At 48.5% G+C, this 17521-nt stretch carries 13 protein-coding genes; 8 read left to right on the top strand and 5 right to left on the bottom strand.

What is annotated here, in order from left to right; all coding sequences use genetic code 11:
• Window positions 1–10 precede the first annotated feature (10 nt).
• The 3 genes from trkA (at window position 11) to V5J35_RS12010 (ending at window position 3932) form a co-directional block, all read left to right on the top strand.
• Window positions 11–1384, top strand: coding sequence for a Trk system potassium transporter TrkA (gene trkA / locus V5J35_RS12020; protein ID WP_354007363.1), 1374 nt, complete (start codon window positions 11–13; stop codon window positions 1382–1384).
• A 184-nt stretch (window positions 1385–1568) separates the two neighbouring features.
• Complete coding sequence (locus tag V5J35_RS12015) at window positions 1569–3017, top strand: TrkH family potassium uptake protein (RefSeq protein ID WP_354007362.1); 1449 nt, start codon at window positions 1569–1571, stop codon at window positions 3015–3017.
• Between the two features lie 207 nt (window positions 3018–3224).
• Complete coding sequence (locus V5J35_RS12010; RefSeq protein WP_354016390.1) at window positions 3225–3932, top strand: hypothetical protein; 708 nt, start codon at window positions 3225–3227, stop codon at window positions 3930–3932.
• 73 nt (window positions 3933–4005) lie between these two features.
• Here V5J35_RS12010 and V5J35_RS12005 read toward each other — a convergent pair whose 3' ends face one another.
• Complete coding sequence (locus tag V5J35_RS12005; protein ID WP_354007360.1) at window positions 4006–5364, bottom strand: metallophosphoesterase family protein; 1359 nt, start codon at window positions 5362–5364, stop codon at window positions 4006–4008.
• Window positions 5365–5568: 204 nt separating this feature from the next.
• Between V5J35_RS12005 and V5J35_RS12000 the strand changes: the two genes are divergently transcribed.
• The 5 genes from V5J35_RS12000 (at window position 5569) to V5J35_RS11980 (ending at window position 12210) form a co-directional block, all read left to right on the top strand.
• Window positions 5569–7518: a hypothetical protein gene (locus tag V5J35_RS12000; RefSeq protein ID WP_354007359.1), complete on the top strand. Its 1950-nt coding sequence runs from the start codon at window positions 5569–5571 to the stop codon at window positions 7516–7518.
• Between the two features lie 221 nt (window positions 7519–7739).
• Window positions 7740–8711, top strand: coding sequence for a glycine--tRNA ligase subunit alpha (gene glyQ / locus V5J35_RS11995; RefSeq protein ID WP_354007358.1), 972 nt, complete (start codon window positions 7740–7742; stop codon window positions 8709–8711).
• Window positions 8711–10801, top strand: a complete 2091-nt coding sequence (gene glyS / locus V5J35_RS11990; RefSeq protein WP_354007357.1) for a glycine--tRNA ligase subunit beta — start codon at window positions 8711–8713, stop codon at window positions 10799–10801. The genes glyQ and glyS overlap by 1 nt, the downstream gene beginning before the upstream one ends.
• A gap of 92 nt (window positions 10802–10893) precedes the next feature.
• Window positions 10894–11436, top strand: a complete 543-nt coding sequence (gmhB, locus tag V5J35_RS11985; RefSeq protein WP_354007356.1) for a D-glycero-beta-D-manno-heptose 1,7-bisphosphate 7-phosphatase — start codon at window positions 10894–10896, stop codon at window positions 11434–11436.
• Window positions 11437–11562: 126 nt separating this feature from the next.
• Window positions 11563–12210 carry a lysophospholipid acyltransferase family protein gene (locus tag V5J35_RS11980; protein ID WP_354007355.1) on the top strand — a complete coding sequence of 216 codons (648 nt, stop codon included), beginning with the start codon at window positions 11563–11565 and terminating at the stop codon, window positions 12208–12210.
• 110 nt (window positions 12211–12320) lie between these two features.
• Here V5J35_RS11980 and V5J35_RS11975 read toward each other — a convergent pair whose 3' ends face one another.
• The 4 genes from V5J35_RS11975 to recF form a co-directional block, all read right to left on the bottom strand.
• Entirely contained in the window at window positions 12321–13058 is a 738-nt protein-coding gene (locus V5J35_RS11975; RefSeq protein ID WP_354007354.1) for a hypothetical protein, read from the bottom strand.
• Between the two features lie 106 nt (window positions 13059–13164).
• Complete coding sequence (gene lpcA / locus V5J35_RS11970; RefSeq protein WP_354007353.1) at window positions 13165–13743, bottom strand: D-sedoheptulose 7-phosphate isomerase; 579 nt, start codon at window positions 13741–13743, stop codon at window positions 13165–13167.
• 129 nt (window positions 13744–13872) lie between these two features.
• A complete protein-coding gene (gene gyrB, locus V5J35_RS11965) occupies window positions 13873–16287 on the bottom strand; it encodes a DNA topoisomerase (ATP-hydrolyzing) subunit B (RefSeq protein ID WP_354007352.1) in 2415 nt (804 codons plus the stop codon).
• Window positions 16280–17467 carry a DNA replication/repair protein RecF gene (gene recF / locus V5J35_RS11960; protein WP_354007351.1) on the bottom strand — a complete coding sequence of 396 codons (1188 nt, stop codon included), beginning with the start codon at window positions 17465–17467 and terminating at the stop codon, window positions 16280–16282. The genes gyrB and recF overlap by 8 nt, the downstream gene beginning before the upstream one ends.
• Window positions 17468–17521 lie beyond the last annotated feature (54 nt).

Here is a 17521-nt window from a genome sequence, read left to right as displayed (position 1 = left end):
ATACTGATTCATGAAGATTATCATTCTTGGGGCAGGTCAGGTCGGTGGAACCCTCGCTGAAAACCTTGCCAGCGAGGAAAACGATATAACGGTGGTCGACACCAATGGTGAACGACTCCGGGAGCTGCAGGACAGAATTGATATTCGCACCATACAGGGCATGGCATCTTTCCCTTCTGTGCTCAAGCAGGCGGGAGCTGATGAGGCCGATATGCTGGTTGCTGTCACGAACAGTGACGAAGTCAACATGGTCGCCTGCCAGATTGCCTACACCATGTTTCATACGCCTTCCAAGATTGCCCGAATCCGACAGGCAGCGTACCTGAGCAGAGACAGCCTGTTTGGTGACGACGCTCTGCCGGTTGACGTACTGATCAGTCCGGAGCAAGTTGTTACTAACTACATCCGTCGCTTGTTAGAGCGCCCGGGGGCTTTGCAGGTACTGGATTTTGCCGGAGGACGCGCACAGCTGGTTGCCATGAAAGCGTACTACGGTGGTCCGCTGGTTGGTCAGGAGCTGCGTTATCTGAAAGAGCACATGCCAAACGTCGAAAGTCGTGTGGCTGCGATTTTCCGCCGGGGTCAGGCGATTATGCCCAAGGGAACAACGGTTCTGGAAGCAGACGACGAAGTCTTTTTTATTGCCGACCGTCGTCATATTCGTGACGTAATGAGCGAGATGCAGCGTCTGGATGATGACTACAAACGCATCATTATTGCCGGGGGTGGCAACATCGGTTTGCGGCTGGCGCAATCCGCTGAAAATGATTTCAAGGTTAAAATTATTGAGCGCAGCATGTCACGCTGTCAGTTCCTGTCGGAAACGCTGACCAAGGCCATGGTCTTCAACGGCAATGCTTCTGATAAAGAGTTGCTGATCGCAGAAAATATTGAGGAAACCGATGTGTTCTGCGCCCTGACCAATGATGATGAAGCCAATGTTATGGCGGCCATGCTCGCGAAACGGCTCGGCGCTCGCAAGGTAATGGCACTGATCAACAACCCGGCCTACGTTGACCTGGTACAGGGTGGCGAAATTGATATTGCCCTCTCGCCACAGCTGGCCACTATTGGCAGCCTGTTGAAGCATGTCCGTAAAGGTGACGTGGTCAACGTACACTCCCTGCGTCGGGGCGCTGCAGAAGCTATGGAGGCCATTGCCCATGGCGATGAAAGTTCATCGAAGGTCGTAGGCCGTACCGTTCAGGAAGTAGAGCTACCGCCGGGAACCACCATTGGTGCCATTGTTCGTAATGATGAGGTGTTGATTGCACACGACACCACTCGTATTGAATCCGGCGACCATATCATCCTGTTCCTAACCAATAAAAAACGTATTCATGAGGTGGAAAGACTTTTCCAGGTTGGGCTTGGATTCTTCTGACCCTGTCCTATGTGGATTATCCATATAGGACATTAATACTTATTACAACACAATACCGGCGCATACATTGCGCCGATTGGAGTATTGAAGTTTTCGATACTCCGGGCCTGACACAAAAGGAACATTGGTAACGCGTTCGAGTCAGGCTTTTGCATGGCAGCAAGAAAACTAAAACAGGGGTTGTATGCAACTTTCAGTAGTCATGCCCGTTCTGGGCTTCCTATTAATGGTATTCAGTCTGTCGAATATCCCGCCTATGATAGTCGGGCTGATCTACGGCGAGGCTGAGATTTCACTCTTTATCTACACGTTCTTCCTGACCTTGCTGGGCGGTATGTCCATGTGGCTTCCCTACCGAAAAGTACGCGGCAACATGAGAACCCGGGACGGTTTTGTTATTACCGTCCTGTTCTGGCTGGTTCTCGGGCTGGTCGGTTCTTTGCCTTTTCTGATGATGGAAGCACCGTCCCTGTCAGTGACAGATGCGATTTTTGAATCAATGTCGGGGCTGACGACCACCGGAGCTACCATTCTGACCGGACTGGACGACATGCCCCGTTCCATTCTGTTTTATCGCCAGCAGATTCAGTGGTTTGGCGGGATGGGAATCATTGTTCTGGCGGTAGCGATTATGCCGATGCTGGGCATTGGTGGTATGCAGTTGTACCGCACAGAAACCCCCGGGCCGGTAAAAGACAGTAAGCTGACACCCCGGATCAAAGAAACGGCCAAGGCATTATGGATGCTCTATATGGCGTTAACGGTTACCTGCGCTCTTGGTTATAAACTGGCGGGCATGGACTGGTTCGATGCCATCAGTCACAGTTTCTCAACCATTGCCATCGGTGGCTTCTCAACCCACGATGCCAGTATTGGTTATTTCCAGTCGCCTTTGATTAATGCGATGACCACCTTCTTCATGTTTTTCGCAGGCATCAACTTTGCCCTGCATTTCTTTGCCTGGCGCAACAAAACTCTATCCCATTACTCAGGGGATTCTGAAGTAAAAGGCTATGTACTGGTTCTTTCAACCGTTGCCCTGATCACGGTGTTTACCCTGTATCTTTCGAATACTTATGGTTTCTGGACATCACTGGAATACGGTGTATTTGAGGTCGTATCCATTGCTACGACAACCGGTTACTCAACCACCGGTTTCTCTGTCTGGCCAACCTTTCTGCCACTGCTGCTGTTTATTACCAGTTTTGTCGGAGGGTGTTCCGGTTCAACTGCGGGTGGCATGAAAGTGGTGCGTATCATGCTGATCTTCAAGCAGGGCATTCGTGAGTTGCATCGTCTGGTTCACCCTAACGCGATCCTTACTATCAAGCTGGGCGGCCAGCCGGTACACAGCCGGGTAGGTGAAGCGGTCTGGGGATTCTTTGCCACTTATGTATTCCTGCTGGTTGTGATGTTTCTGCTGTTGATGGCAACTGGTCTGGATATTGTGACTGCCTTTTCGACGGTGGCCTCCTGCCTGAACAACCTGGGCCCTGCTCTTGGAGAAGCTGCAGGTAACTATGAAAGCCTGCCCGATGTAGCAAAGTGGATTCTGACCTTTGCCATGCTATTGGGACGACTGGAAATATTTACTCTTCTGGTACTGTTTACTCCTGTCTTCTGGCGTTATTGATTCCCGCAGGCAGCAGGATCAACAAACCTGCTGCCACTTTCTTCTCCAAAATCCATAAAAATACACGATAAGGGGCTCAGGCTCAGGGCATTCAGGCGGTATTCCGGTGGCTTAAACTGACAGAAATACTGACCGTTTTGTTATGCCATTCAGTCATTTAGCTCCATACAATCGTCTCAGCCTGAATAACAATCAAAGGGGGCAGGGATGTACACACAATCGAGTAGAAATACAGTGGGAAAATTCCGCGCAGCCGACAATTCCGGTTTGGCGTCTTTCCATAAGTCAGATCTTTTCGCTACAGCCAGACTTGGACACCATAATGTGGCTCGAAGTCGCGAAGATATTCTTAAAGACTTTACCTATTCGCGAAAAGGTATTTGGAGAGAAACCTGTCACAGTGCCTGGATTGGCTCCAGAAAAGTCGGCAAGACCGGTATGAAACTGGGTGCAATAATCGGCGCGGGCATGGGCTTTGCCACTGCAATCGTAGCAACCATTGGATTTCCTCCCAGTCTGATGGCTATAGGGCTTTCAACCGCCATAGGCGCTGCTAAGGGCGCACTGGTTGGAGGTGCCATCTCTTTTGTCCTGGGTGGGCTTTACCATGGTGCCAAAACAGCCCTGAAACTGATTTTAACATCGCCGGAGCAACGGCTGCGAAAACAGGCTGAATCGGGTAAAAAAGAACTTAATGTTCTTATGCAGAGACACAATAGTGGTTTTAAACAGCTTCAGGGAGAAGATCTGCAAAGGCTTCATTATCTGCAACAACATGTCCCTCTGTGGGAAGGGCTTGTCGATGAACTTGAGAGCCTGTCGGCAGACAAAATTAACCCGCCTCTACAGGTTGAAACGCAAGAATTTCCTACTCTTGGGAATATGGAAAAAAGACTGGCTGCGGCAGCCTCATAACGGCTTCACTCACAGGGCAGTGAAATCTGGCAATAACCGGGAATTGCAGGTCAGCACACAGCTGACCTTTAATTTATGGAGAAGAAAACTGGATGGTCTTCATCTTAGTGCCTGAACCTGGATCCAGAAACTTCGGTTTGCCATCAAGGCTACTGATAACACCAACCGTCATATAGTCTTTACCAAACTCCGCTAATAAAAAAGTATTGTATTCTGCAGCACCACTACGAAAAAAAGCGATTTCCGAATAACCCGGTACGCTTCCCTGATAGCCATAGTTCTGATGTATATGCCCTGCAAAAATCGCCACTACATTTTTACCGGCAATGGCAGAGAGAAACTCAGAATTACTCTGCCTCATATGTTCACCATAATCATGCATCAACAGAACACTGCGATACCCCGCCTTATTAGCTCGCTCCAACTCTTTACTCAGCCACGAAATGGATGTCGATACATCAATTTCACTGTAAGAATAAGTAGGGTAATTATGCAGCTGAATAAAGAAATACTTTCCTACCGCCCATGAATAAGCAAGACTGCTTTCATCAAAACCGGATATCTGACCGGATGGAAAATTACTGACCAGCTTACAGCTAACCATTTTCTTGATGTAATGGCTGGCATTTTTGGCACAACCATGGGAACCCAGTGCTACATACTCCAGATTGCGCGTCCACCAGCAATCCCCGGCATTATTGGAGTAATCATGGTTTCCCAGACCCGGAAATAAATCCAGCTTGAGGTTTTCCAGATTATCGGGGTCAGCATCATTTCGATGATACAGATCCATATACTTCTCCACCTGCCAGTCATGCCAGAAGGCGGTTAAATCACCATTGATAACCAACCCTTTTGGTTTTGTAATGGCTGCACCACGCCTTGAAGACAGAACATTGCTGCTATCAGGCCATGTTCCCGTTACCGTTTTCCCACCCGATGTATGTGAAACCCGGGTAATATTGTTCATTGCCCGAATCTGCTGCTTATTAGTCAGCTCTCCTCTTCTTTTGACCTCTTCATCACTCACATTCGTCCGGTTCCACCAGGGATACTGGCTATCGGAAGAAACCAGCATAGTAAAGGCAGTCTCACCACTGGCCGCAGGCAAATCTTTGTTGATAGAGCTGGAGTTGCATGTCTCTGGAATACCGGTGCTTCGCGCGTAACTGTCCGGGTAATAACTGACCACCCCATAAAATTTCGAACAGGCAGAACCATCCCAGCTGAAACCACTCGAACACCCTTTCCGGCAAACCGGACCATCTTCGGTGTAACCAGATTTGCAGGGTTGGTAGCAGACATTTCCCTGATATTTCATACCGGCAGGACAACTGACAATACTTTCAGCAATAGCAAACCGGCCAAGAAATAACAGGAATAATAAAGCAACGCCTTCCAAAGCTATGAACTGCCTCGTTTTGATTCTCATTGATGCGTCCCTGAGCAATGCCAGCCGTAGTACTATCCGGTCTCGGCACCATAAAACAAACCTTGAAAAGGCTCTGCCGGTCCAGCCAGTCAAATACAAGTGTTTACTAACTGCTTCAGGTACCGTTCCGGTACTCAGCAAGATCTAAGTTTATTGTGTGCTGAACCGATAAAAATCATACGTATTAACTGAGCGGTTTATAAAATGCCAATTAATCCCAAACCGCCATTTGTCCGTCGACCTTATTCATCTGATACCGATAACCTTCCACCCGGCAAACGCTCAGACGGTAAAGTAAAAAGAACACCTGAACCCTCACCATCAACAGCAAGAGGGAAGGCAGGTAAGCCCACGCCTCTGAGGGCGAGAAATATAACGCCTGTCGCCGCTTCTCCCGCTGTTAATGCCAGAGCTGTTGCAAAAGCAAACTATATACAGCAGTTACGCAAAACCAGTGTCTTACAGGCTCAGGCCAGCCTGATCAATCACATCCCTGCGTTAAAAAGGCTGGGCAGTAACCCTGCCGGTATTCCGGCTAACCTGGGCTTTTCTATTTCGTATAACGATAAAGGGACGCTTATCAGTGTTATTCCACCCGATGAACGTTTAAGAGCGAACCCCAAAAAGTACAACGAGATAAAAACCAAACTGATAAGAAAGCTGGAACAGATTGAAAACCAGTACAAAGGGGCTAAAAAACAGGATCTATTCGATAAAGCCGCTATCGCAGAAGAACAGCTAAGAACCAGCAAAGAGGCTCTAACCGAAGCAGGCGCTGCAACACCTGTTGTTGATTACAAGCAGTTTATGGTCCCTCTTGGTTTAATGACGACACCAAAGCCTGGTGTCCGGCCTGTACATTCACCTTTTACTCCTGATGGAGCCGCAACGGCTCGCCCCGTTGAGTTTATGCTTGAACATGAAAGACGCAGACGTGACGTACCTGTGTCACCCGGTTCAAGAGTTTCAGGTGGTTTTAAACTGGATCAGTCTGATGTTGACAGGGTTCGTTTTATCTCAGCGGAAGAAATGGTCTTGCTGGACAGACCATCCGAATCACGCCCTTTACTGCAACAGGCTTACCTTGGTTTCAGAAGGGCTGATGCCTCCTGGTTAGAAAACACTCCAATCAGGTTTCAACCAGCAGAGCCTACCGACTGTGACCGTATCGCTTATTCCAACAGTAATCATCTGGTACTCAAAAAATTTAAGGTACAACTTCAGCCAGTATCCAGTAGGGACTACCTGCCAGGTGATGAAATCCTTGTTGTAAAAGACATGGATACAAACCAGCTCAAACTGGTAAGGGCTGGCTCATTCGACGGTGAAGACGTAGGGGGCGGTGGGTTTCCCGGGTACTCAAAGAAAGGGGCGGAGAGAGCCTTTGCATACCTGCAAAACAAGTTAGTTGACAACCGCAAACCTTATCAAAACCTCCAAGCCGGAAGCGGAGGGAATAAAGAAGCATGGGCCTGTGGGTTTAATTCACTTCAACTCGCTATATTTATGGCGACTGGTATTAAGGTTTCATTTCCATTGCTTGTTGCAACCATTGAAGACCAGCTCGATAAACTGAGTCCTGAAGACCGTCAACTCGTCAGAAACTATCTAATCAGGAAGCACTATGGTTTCGGACCGGTTATTCTACAAGCTCTGCTAGGAAATACAGACCGATACAAATTACCACCTTTTGCCAACGCTTTTTATAGCTACGCTATGATAGGAACTGAGCAAGGTTCACCCACTGCACGAATAGACGGGGTACACTTTAACCGTACTGATACTAAAGTCCTCTCTCGCCATGAAATTGAAAACCATGACTTCGATAAAGCAAGCTCAGTTGTTGTCGGGCAGGGTGCCTATGCCTACGGCATTTTCAGAATAAAAGCCCGCGATGGGAGCTACCAGTACGTTGTTTATGATCCACACAATTTTGATTACGATGTTGATTTTTTCACAAATCCAAATCAAGGGGGGCTGAAAGCCTTTAACTCAAAACAGGAAGCGTTTCACTACATATCAACTCAAAAGAGTGGTAAAAACAGAGGAGGAGAGTTTGATGGCTTCTACAGATTCCCGGACATCATTCTTCAGGATCTCCAGAAGAATATGCTGAAAGCCAAAAGTAACTGGGAAAGACGAGTTATCGTTTAAATCACACACCTTCAGATAAGAAGTCTCTTTAACCCCTTTATCCACATCAATTAACATCTTATCCACAACCTTATACTCTGCGGCGTAAAACGGTATAATCCGTCTCTATTTGCGATAACTCATCCCCACTTTCCGGCTAACCGGAATCTTGCCCTCTCGCAATTTCAATAAGGGCATCCAGGGACTATAAAACCGAATTCGAGCCTCCATGAGGTAGTAAAGTGACTGCTCAAAGCACGCCTGACATCAAAACATTCCAGGGCCTCATTCTTGCCCTGCAGCAATTCTGGGCCAAACAGGGTTGCGTGATCATGCAACCACTGGACATGGAAGTAGGGGCTGGCACTTTTCACCCTGCCACCTTCCTGCGTGCCATTGGTCCTGAAAACTGGAACTCTGCCTATGTGCAGCCAAGCCGCCGTCCAACCGATGGCCGCTATGGTGAGAACCCCAACCGACTGCAGCACTACTACCAGTTCCAGGTGGTGATGAAGCCTTCTCCGGCCAATATCCAGGACCTGTACCTGGACTCCCTGCGCGAGCTGGGCATTGACCCTCTGGTACACGATATTCGTTTTGTAGAAGACAACTGGGAATCCCCGACCCTGGGCGCCTGGGGGCTGGGTTGGGAAGTCTGGATGAACGGTATGGAAGTGACTCAGTTCACTTATTTCCAACAGGTCGGTGGTATTGAGTGCTTCCCAGTGACCGGTGAGATCACTTACGGTCTGGAACGTCTGGCCATGTACATTCAGGGCGTGGATAACGTTTATGATCTGGTGTGGACAAAAGGCCCACAGGGTACCGTCACCTATGGCGACGTATTCCTGCAGCAGGAAGTGGAAATGTCTACTTTCAACTTCGAGCATGCCGACACTCAGGAACTCTTCAACCAGTTCAATTTCTTTGAGAGTGAATCTGCCCGTCTGGTAGAGCTGGGTCTGCCTCTGCCTGCTTATGAATATGTGCTGAAGGCTTCCCACACCTTCAACCTGCTGGATGCCCGTCACGCCATTTCTGTTACTGAGCGTCAGCGCTATATCCTGCGTGTGCGTACTCTGGCTCGCGCTGTGGCTAAAGCTTACTTCGATACACGCCGTAAGCTGGGCTTTCCAATGGCCAGCGACGAGATTCGTGAAGCTGCTCTTAATGAAAAGAGTGCGCAACAGCTTTCTGCTCAGGAGGAAAAGTAATGAGTCAGCAAGATTTCCTGGTTGAGCTGGGTACTGAAGAACTGCCACCAAAGGCATTGAGAAAACTGTCTGATGCTTTCACCACCGGCATTATTGATGGCCTGAAAGACGCACAACTGTCCTTTGAAGGCTTTGAATCTTTCGCTGCACCACGCCGCCTGGCACTGCTGGTAAAAGGTCTGGAAGCGGCTCAGCCTGACCAGAACCTGGAGCGTCGTGGCCCTGCGGTTAAAGCAGCCTTTGATGCTGATGGCAACCCAACCCGTGCCGCTGAAGGTTTTGCCCGTTCTAACGGTGTATCCGTTGATCAACTGGAACAGCTGGATACCCCGAAAGGAGCCTGGCTGGTTTTCCGCGCCATTCAGCCGGGTCAGCAGACGAAAGAACTGCTGCCCGAAATCGTTTCCAGATCACTGGCGGCTCTGCCGATTCCAAAGCGTATGCGCTGGGGCGCCAGCCGTGCTGAATTTGTACGCCCGGTTCACTGGCTGGTCATGCTGATGGATTCTGAGGTCGTTGATTGTGAAATCCTCGGGCTGAAGAGCGGCAACACCACTAAAGGTCACCGCTTCCATGCCAATAAAGAGTTGACCATCAACGCCGCTACGGATTACCAGAAGCTGCTGCTGGAAGACGGTAAGGTCGTCGCCGACTTTGCAGCCCGCCGTGAAACCATCAGGACTAAAGTCAATGAAGTGGCTACTGCCGCTGGCGGTACAGCGGTGATCGATGAAGACTTGCTGGACGAAGTGGCTGCCCTGAACGAATGGCCTGTGCCTTTGTCCGGTCAGTTCGATAAAGAGTTTCTGGAAGTACCGGCTGAAGCCCTGATCTCTTCAATGAAAGAGCACCAGAAGTACTTCCACATGGTCGATGCAAAAGGCAAGCTGATGCCTTACTTCATCACCGTGTCCAATATTGAAAGCCTTGACCCGACTCAGGTGGTAGAAGGTAACGAGAAAGTTATCCGCCCACGTCTGGCTGACGCCAAATTTTTCTTCGATACCGACAAGAAGACCACACTGGAAGCCCGCCGTGAAAACCTGAAGCCTGTTGTATTCCAACAGCAGTTAGGTTCTGTTTATGACAAGACGGACCGTATTGCCCGCCTGGCCGCTTTCATTGCTGAACAGGAAGGTGGACAGCCAGAGCTGGCTAAACGTGCCGGTGAGCTGTGCAAGTCTGATCTGAACTCTGAAATGGTTCTGGAGTTCCCGGAACTGCAGGGCATCATGGGGCAATACTACGGTGCCTTTGACGGTGAGGCGGAAGAGGTGTGTATCGCCCTGAACGAACAGTACATGCCACGTTTTGCAGGTGATGAACTGCCATCCAACCTGACGGGCAGCGCTGTCGCCATTGCCGACAAGATTGATACCATCACCGGTATTTTTGGTATTAAACAGCCACCATCCGGCAGCAAGGACCCGTTTGCGCTGCGTCGTGCGACTCTGGGTGTTCTGCGTATTATCGTTGAGAAAAAACTGGATCTGGACTTGAGGGACCTGATTAATCACTCTATTGAGGGTTACAAGGTACAGGGCGTTGAACTGCCTGCCGGTGAAGCCCTGACAGAAACAGTTCTGGAATTTATGCTGGAACGTTTCCGCGCCTGGTATCAGGATGAGAAGATTCCTGCCGAGGTGTTCCTGTCTGTCATGGCCCTGAAACCTTCCCAACCGTTTGACTTTAACCAGCGTGTTAAAGCGGTTCATGCTTTCAGCCAGCTTGATGAAGCGGATGCACTGTCTGCTGCGAACAAGCGGGTTTCCAACATCATGGCCAAAGCCGGTGATCTGTTGATTCCGGATTCTGTCGATACAGGCCTGATGAGCGAAGACGCAGAACAGATTCTGGCAAAGGCTCTGGCTGACAAAAAAGCAGAGGTTCTGCCTGCTCTGGAACAGCGTCGGTACAGTCAGGCAATGGAGAGCCTTGCACCATTAAAGGACGTTGTTGATAACTTCTTCGACAAGGTACTGGTGAATGCAGAAAACGAAGCCGTTCGTCTGAATCGTTACGCTTTGCTGAAGCAACTTCGCAGCCTGTTCCTGCACGTTGCTGATATTTCGTTGTTACAGAAATCCTGATAAACAACAAAAAAAGAGCGGCAACAGCCGCTCTTTTTTTAGTTACTATATGAGCCGTTGAAAGCTCTATAAGCCGCTGAAAGGCTCTGCCTATGACCAGACTTATTATTCTTGATCGTGACGGAGTGATTAACGAAGACTCCGATAACTACATTCGCTCTGTGGATGAATGGATTCCTGTTCCCGGCAGCATTGAAGCCATTGGCAGGTTAAGTAAAGCCGGTTACACCCTTGCCGTTGCAACCAACCAGTCGGGTATTGCCAGGGGCTATTACCCCATGTCCGAACTGGAAGCCATGCATGACAAAATGAACCATCTGGTTCAGGAGCAGGGTGGGCATATAGATTGCATCACTTTCTGTCCCCACGGACCTGACGAAGGTTGCCAGTGCAGAAAACCGGAAACCGGCCTGGTCGACCAGATTGAACAACGCCTTGGTTTGCCCGCCAGTGGCGCCTGGTTTGTTGGCGACTCATTAAAAGACCTGCAATGTGCCAGACGGAAAAACTGCCAGCCGGTGCTCGTCAGAACAGGGAAAGGTGAAAGAACGCTGGCAAAAGGCGAGGAGCTCGAAGACGTTCCGGTTTTTGAATCACTGGCTGACTTTACGGATCATTTGCTGGGTCATCCCTGACAATTTTCCTGACAATAACCATGACAACATAGAAAAAGGTTTTAAATGTCCGTTGTCGTATATAGTTTAAGAACAATTTTGCTCTACCTGGCTTTGACTGTATGGACAGTCTGCTGGTCGTCATTCATGTTGATAGGGTTGCCACTGGCTCCTTTCAGAAAAAGACACATTCTGGTAAAAATCTGGGGTCATGTCACCATCAGCCTGACTCGCTGGATTGCAGGAGTGAAGTGGGAAGTCAAGGGGAAGGAAAATATTCCTGACACTCCCTGTGTCATAGTCTGTAACCATCAGAGTTCCTGGGAAACCTTCTTTCTGCAGACGCTTTTTACACCACAAACCCAGGTGATAAAAAAATCACTGCTGAACATTCCTTTTTTTGGCTGGGCTTTTCGACTGATCAAGCCCATTGCTATTGATCGTGATGATCCCAGGCGTTCTCTGCAACAAATCGTAGAGCAGGGCAAGCAGGCTTTGGAAGACAATGTTTGGGTCTTAATTTTCCCCGAAGGGACACGGGTACCTAATGGTGAGCTGGGTAAGTTTTCCCGGGGAGGCATTAACCTTGCTCGTAAAGCGGAAAGGAATATCTTGCCTGTCGCGCACAACGCCGGTAGTTGCTGGCCCAACACGTCATGGATAAAACGTCCCGGCACTATCTCGATTCGTATTGGTAAGGAAATCAGTATTGAAGGAAAGACGCCAGCTCAGCTGAATGAGGAGTCAAGGCAGTGGATTGAAAAGGCACTTGAGGAAATGAATACAGCTGATTGAGATCGCATACCTTGAGGTATGCTTCATGCAGGGAAGCCAGTCCACTACCCCGGAGCTGACAACTAAATCGTAATTCATTTGAAAATGCGCGTTTTCAGGTTAAACGTCGTTTAATGGTCATTAAACTGATTCTGCACATGTATTGCCGCTTCCATTCCCTTCATGATCCTGTCAGGCTGTAACAATGGTTTCTCAAAATATGGGTTTACTGCTAACCAGAGTCGAGCGGGATTATAAGGCCAGAAACCGCGAGAGTTTAACCATCCCTCATCTTGTTTGCCGTACGCCCACACTATACCCACTATGTAATTTCCCGTGATATAAGAAGCAAAATTGACTTCATAAATATCCCTCAGGATCGGGTTAAATGAAACTATAGGATCATCGGGCCTGGGGGTGGGTATGGCAAAGCCTTTAAACTCTGTTGCGTCGATCAGGTAGACGAAGCCTGATCCACCTCCCGGCGTAAACGGATCCAGCTCTGTAGGCCTGAAAGAGTAATGACCACAAGCGCTGGCACAAACGCTTGTTGAGACACCAAGAGTTCCGGTAATACCGCCTATTGCGCCTACTATTCTCGACTCTGTTCTTCTGCTATAGGGCTCTAACTGCAATTCAAAGCCACGTTCAAAGATAATTTCTGGTTTTCTGGTGTCTCCACGAAAAACGTAGCCAGAAAAGTAGGAAGGCTTTGGATTTACCATAACAGTTTCTGCCCTGCGATTATAAGAACACCAGTTGCCGGGGGTGTAGCAGGCGTTAGACATATTTGTAGTATTTAGAAAATTAACAGGATTAGTTAATTCAAGAATATTGGAAGAAAGAGTCAAGCTTTTAAGGGTTAACATCTTTTATACCAGGTCAGGAAGCGCGAATTTTCCGAAACTCTGATAACAATAGATCGTCAATGGAAAGATGTCCTCAATCAAGAGGGCACCTTTCGGTTCATACCGTTTATTCAGCCATCAGCTTTTCAATCAACTGAATCATGATGTGAATCGCTTTAATATGAACTTCCTGAATACGATCTGCATAACCAAAGTGCGGCACACGTATTTCTACATCCGCCATTCCAGCCATCTTGCCACCGTCCTTTCCGCTTAATAAAACAACCTTCATGCCTTTCTTTCTGGCTGCTTCAATGGCTGTGATGATATTTCCGGAGTTCCCGCTGGTACTGATTCCCAGCAGGACATCGCCTTCAAATCCGACCCCTTCAATGTAGCGGGAAAAGACATGGTCATAGCCATAGTCATTGGATACGCAGGACAGGTGGCTGACATCAGAAATAGCAATAGCAGGGTAGGCAGGACGATTATCCCGATAACGGCCAGTCAACTCTTCCGCAAAATGCATGGCATCACAATGAGAGCCGCCATTGCCGCAGGAAATAACCTTGCCTCGATTTTTAAAAGAGTCAGCAATCAGTACGGCTGCATCATTAATGGCATTGATACAGCTTTCGTCGTTCAGGAAACGATCCAGCACCTGTTGTGCTTCTTCAAGTTCTTGACGAATAAGTGACTGGTACATAGCGATTCCTATTGTTAGATAAATAGCCTGGATGAATAGCCGTTAAGTGAACAGGAGTATACAAAAAAGCCGGAAACTCTTTGCAGTCTCCGGCTTTCAAGCCCTTATGGCAACCAGCTTTGCAGTTGATTACACGTCAAGGTTTGCCACACGCAGAGCGTTGGTTTCAATAAAATCACGACGCGGCTCAACCTGATCTCCCATCAGGGTATTAAAGATCTGATCGGCAGCAATCGCATCTTCAATAGTCACTCGCAGCATCCGGCGTACATCCGGGTCCATGGTGGTTTCCCAGAGCTGATCCGGATTCATCTCTCCCAAACCCTTATAGCGCTGGATGCCAACTCGTTTGGTCGATTCAACCATCAACCATTCAAGGCCCGCTTCGAACGAGGTCGTTTCTTTTTTACGTTCGCCTTTCTGGAAGAACGCCGTTTCTTCCAGCAGTCCCTGCAACTGCTTACCCAGCTTGACGATGGCACGATAATCGCCGGAGGTGAAGAAGTCATTTCTCCAGGTGTATTCAGACGGAATACCATGCGCCAGAATCGTCACTTTCGGCAGCCAGGCATGATGCTCGCGATCTTCAATACATTCGAAAGTAATGGTGCGACCAGCCAGGTCAATCTGCTGAACACGTTCATTTAGTTTGTCTGTCCAGTCTTTCATAAAGGCTTCATCACCGAGCCTGGCTTCTTCCACCTCAGCCATGTAAATCATTTCCTTCATGATATCCATTGGGTACAGGCGGGACAGTCGCTCAATACCCGCTATCACCTGACGGTATTCTTTCACTAAGTTTTCCAGCGGCTCATCGGCAATACCCGGAGCATTCTCATTCACGTGCATGCTGGCATTTTCCAGCGCCGCCTGCGTCAGGTATTCACTGAGTGCAGCTTCATCTTTTAGGTACTGCTCCTGCTTACCACGCTTGATCTTGTACAGAGGAGGCTGAGCGATGTAGACATAGCCGTTTTCAATCAGCTCTGGCATCTGACGGAAGAAGAAAGTCAGCAGCAGTGTACGAATGTGAGAACCATCAACATCCGCATCCGTCATGATAATGATGTTGTGGTAGCGCAGCTTTTCAATATTAAATTCAGAGCGACCGATGCCACAGCCCATCGCTGTGATCAAAGTGCCTACTTCAGCAGAGGACAGCATCTTGTCGAAGCGAGCCTTCTCTACGTTCAGAATTTTACCTTTCAGCGGCAGGATAGCCTGAGTCTTACGGTTGCGTCCCTGCTTGGCAGAACCACCCGCAGAGTCACCCTCCACAATATACAGTTCTGACAGTGCTGGATCTTTTTCCTGACAGTCCGCCAGTTTTCCAGGCAATCCGGCAATATCCAGAGCGCCTTTCCGGCGGGTCATTTCACGGGCTTTACGGGCCGCTTCACGGGCGCGTGCAGCATCCAGCATTTTATTAACAACCGCTTTGGATTCCTGAGGATTTTCCAGCAGGTAATCAGAAAAGTATTTGCTCATCTCCTGTTCTACGGCTGTTTTTACTTCCGATGACACCAGCTTGTCTTTGGTCTGGGAAGAGAACTTAGGGTCTGGTACTTTTACGGAAATAATAGCCGTCAGACCTTCACGGGCATCATCACCGGAAGTGGAAACCTTCTGCTTCTTGGCAAAACCTTCCCGCTCAATATACCCATTCAGGCTTCGGGTCAGGGCTGCACGGAAGCCCGCCAGGTGAGTACCACCATCACGCTGTGGAATGTTGTTGGTGAAGCAGTAAATACTTTCCTGAAAGCCGTCATTCCATTGCAAAGCCACTTCAACACCGACACCGTCTTCACGATTTATATTGAAATGGAACACCTTATTAATGTTTGTTTTGTTGGTATTCAGATATTCAACAAATGCACTCAGACCACCTTCATAGCGGAAGTCATCTTCCTTACCGGTACGCTCATCCACCAGTTTGATGTAAACACCGGAGTTCAGGAATGATAACTCACGCAGTCGTTTGGCTAGAATATCGTAGCTGAACTGGATATTGTTGAAGGTTTCTTCGGATGGGATGAAATGAATCTCGGTACCGCTGTTTTCAGTTTCACCGATAACTTTCATAGGCTCCTGAGGAACGCCATGCACATACACCTGATGGTGAACCTGTCCACCACGGCGAATGGTCATTTTCAGCTCTTTTGACAGGGCATTAACCACCGATACCCCTACACCATGCAAACCACCGGACACCTTGTAAGTGTTGTCATCAAACTTACCGCCAGCATGCAGAACCGTCATGATGACCTCGGCCGCAGAAACACCTTCTTCTTCGTGGATGTCTACCGGGATACCACGGCCATTATCCTTAACGGTAATGGATTCGTCCGGATGAATGATAACAGTGATCTGGTCGCAATAGCCCGCAAGAGCCTCGTCAATTGAGTTATCAACGACCTCAAACACCATGTGGTGCAGACCTGTACCATCATCCGTGTCACCAATATACATACCTGGGCGCTTACGAACGGCGTCCAAGCCTTTCAGCACCTTAATATTGGACGCATCGTAATTTTGTTCACTCATGCTCTATCTCCAACGATTCAGCCTGGCGAATCTCACGCCCAGGATAGATCTGTTTATTAGCCTCCAGTCGCCCCTGTTTCACGTGAAACACTTTGACATTGACTTCAGGCAGCCAGCAATCAGACAGCGCTGATTGCTCGACACAGGTGATAAACACCTGACTCTTCATATTTTGTAGTATTGAACACAGGGCTTTCCGGTGAGGAGCATCCAACTCCGATGGCAAATCATCCACCAGAAAAACGCATTGTTTGCCGGTCTTTTGATAGAACAACAAGCCTTGTGCCAACTTTAACGCGCAGACAACCAGCTTTAACTGTCCACGCGAAAGAATATCTATGGCATTTATGCCATCCATTTTTACCCGAATATCGGCTCGCTGAGGTCCTGAATGCGAGAAACCCGACTGAATATCTCTCTCCACTCCTTCTGCAAGTACTTCAGCAAACGAGCGTAGTCTGTCCCATCCCCGGTAATAACTGAGCTTAATACCTTCAAGGCTCGTTAATTGACCCAGCACTTCATGAAAGACAGGAGCGAGCTGCTCAAAGTACTCTTGTCTTAACAGATGAACAGCTTCAGTAGCTTTCACCAGTTCAGAATCCCAGACAGGGAGTTCAGAGCGAATCTGATCCAGAACAGAACGATTAATAGAACTGGATATTCTACCATGCCGCAGCAAACTGTTCCGCTGTTTGAGCGCCTTCTGCAGGCGTTTCCAGAGAGGAATAAAATCACGCTGTTTCACGTGAAACACTCCCCAATCTAAAAACTGTCTACGGTCTTTCGGAGAGCCTTCCAGTAACCGAAAGGTGTCGGGATTGATTAACTGCAAAGGCAGGTGGCGTGCCAGCTCAGAAGTCGACCTTAAGTTTTCGCCAGACACTCGTATCTGAAAGTTCTCATCCTGCAAGGCTCTGGATACACCAACATTCAACATAGCACTGCCTGAGTGGCGAATTTGACCAAAAACAGTACATTTTGGCTGATCCCTGCGAATAACCGGCTTTACCCTGTTACTGCGAAAAGAACGAGCCAGCCCCAGCAGATGGATAGCCTCAAGCACGCTGGTCTTGCCACTACCGTTCAGGCCATAAAGAATGTTGATGGAGGGAGAGGGCTGCATGGTTAAAGATTCCAGATTACGAATATCTTTAACCATCAATTTATGGATGGTCATGCACAACCCTCGGAAGAAAACAGCGACTTAACAGGATGTGTCGATATTTGAGAG

It is taken from the genome of Endozoicomonas sp. NE40, from assembly GCF_040549045.1.
Taxonomy (GTDB): Bacteria; Pseudomonadota; Gammaproteobacteria; order Pseudomonadales; family Endozoicomonadaceae; genus Endozoicomonas_A; species Endozoicomonas_A lisbonensis.
This window is presented reverse-complemented; position numbering and strand designations above follow the sequence as displayed.

Bases quoted from the DNA above. Each gene is read 5' to 3' on its own strand.
- V5J35_RS12000 (WP_354007359.1), top strand. From the start codon at position 5,569: ATGCCAATTAATCCCAAACCGCCATTTGTCCGTCGACCTTATTCATCT.
- gyrB (WP_354007352.1), bottom strand. From the start codon at position 16,287: ATGAGTGAACAAAATTACGATGCGTCCAATATTAAGGTGCTGAAAGGC.
- trkA (WP_354007363.1), top strand. From the start codon at position 11: ATGAAGATTATCATTCTTGGGGCAGGTCAGGTCGGTGGAACCCTCGCT.
- V5J35_RS12010 (WP_354016390.1), top strand. From the start codon at position 3,225: ATGTACACACAATCGAGTAGAAATACAGTGGGAAAATTCCGCGCAGCC.
- V5J35_RS11980 (WP_354007355.1), top strand. From the start codon at position 11,563: ATGTTGATAGGGTTGCCACTGGCTCCTTTCAGAAAAAGACACATTCTG.
- V5J35_RS12005 (WP_354007360.1), bottom strand. From the start codon at position 5,364: ATGAGAATCAAAACGAGGCAGTTCATAGCTTTGGAAGGCGTTGCTTTA.
- gmhB (WP_354007356.1), top strand. From the start codon at position 10,894: ATGACCAGACTTATTATTCTTGATCGTGACGGAGTGATTAACGAAGAC.
- V5J35_RS11975 (WP_354007354.1), bottom strand. From the start codon at position 13,058: ATGTTAACCCTTAAAAGCTTGACTCTTTCTTCCAATATTCTTGAATTA.
- V5J35_RS12015 (WP_354007362.1), top strand. From the start codon at position 1,569: ATGCAACTTTCAGTAGTCATGCCCGTTCTGGGCTTCCTATTAATGGTA.
- lpcA (WP_354007353.1), bottom strand. From the start codon at position 13,743: ATGTACCAGTCACTTATTCGTCAAGAACTTGAAGAAGCACAACAGGTG.
- recF (WP_354007351.1), bottom strand. From the start codon at position 17,467: ATGACCATCCATAAATTGATGGTTAAAGATATTCGTAATCTGGAATCT.
- glyS (WP_354007357.1), top strand. From the start codon at position 8,711: ATGAGTCAGCAAGATTTCCTGGTTGAGCTGGGTACTGAAGAACTGCCA.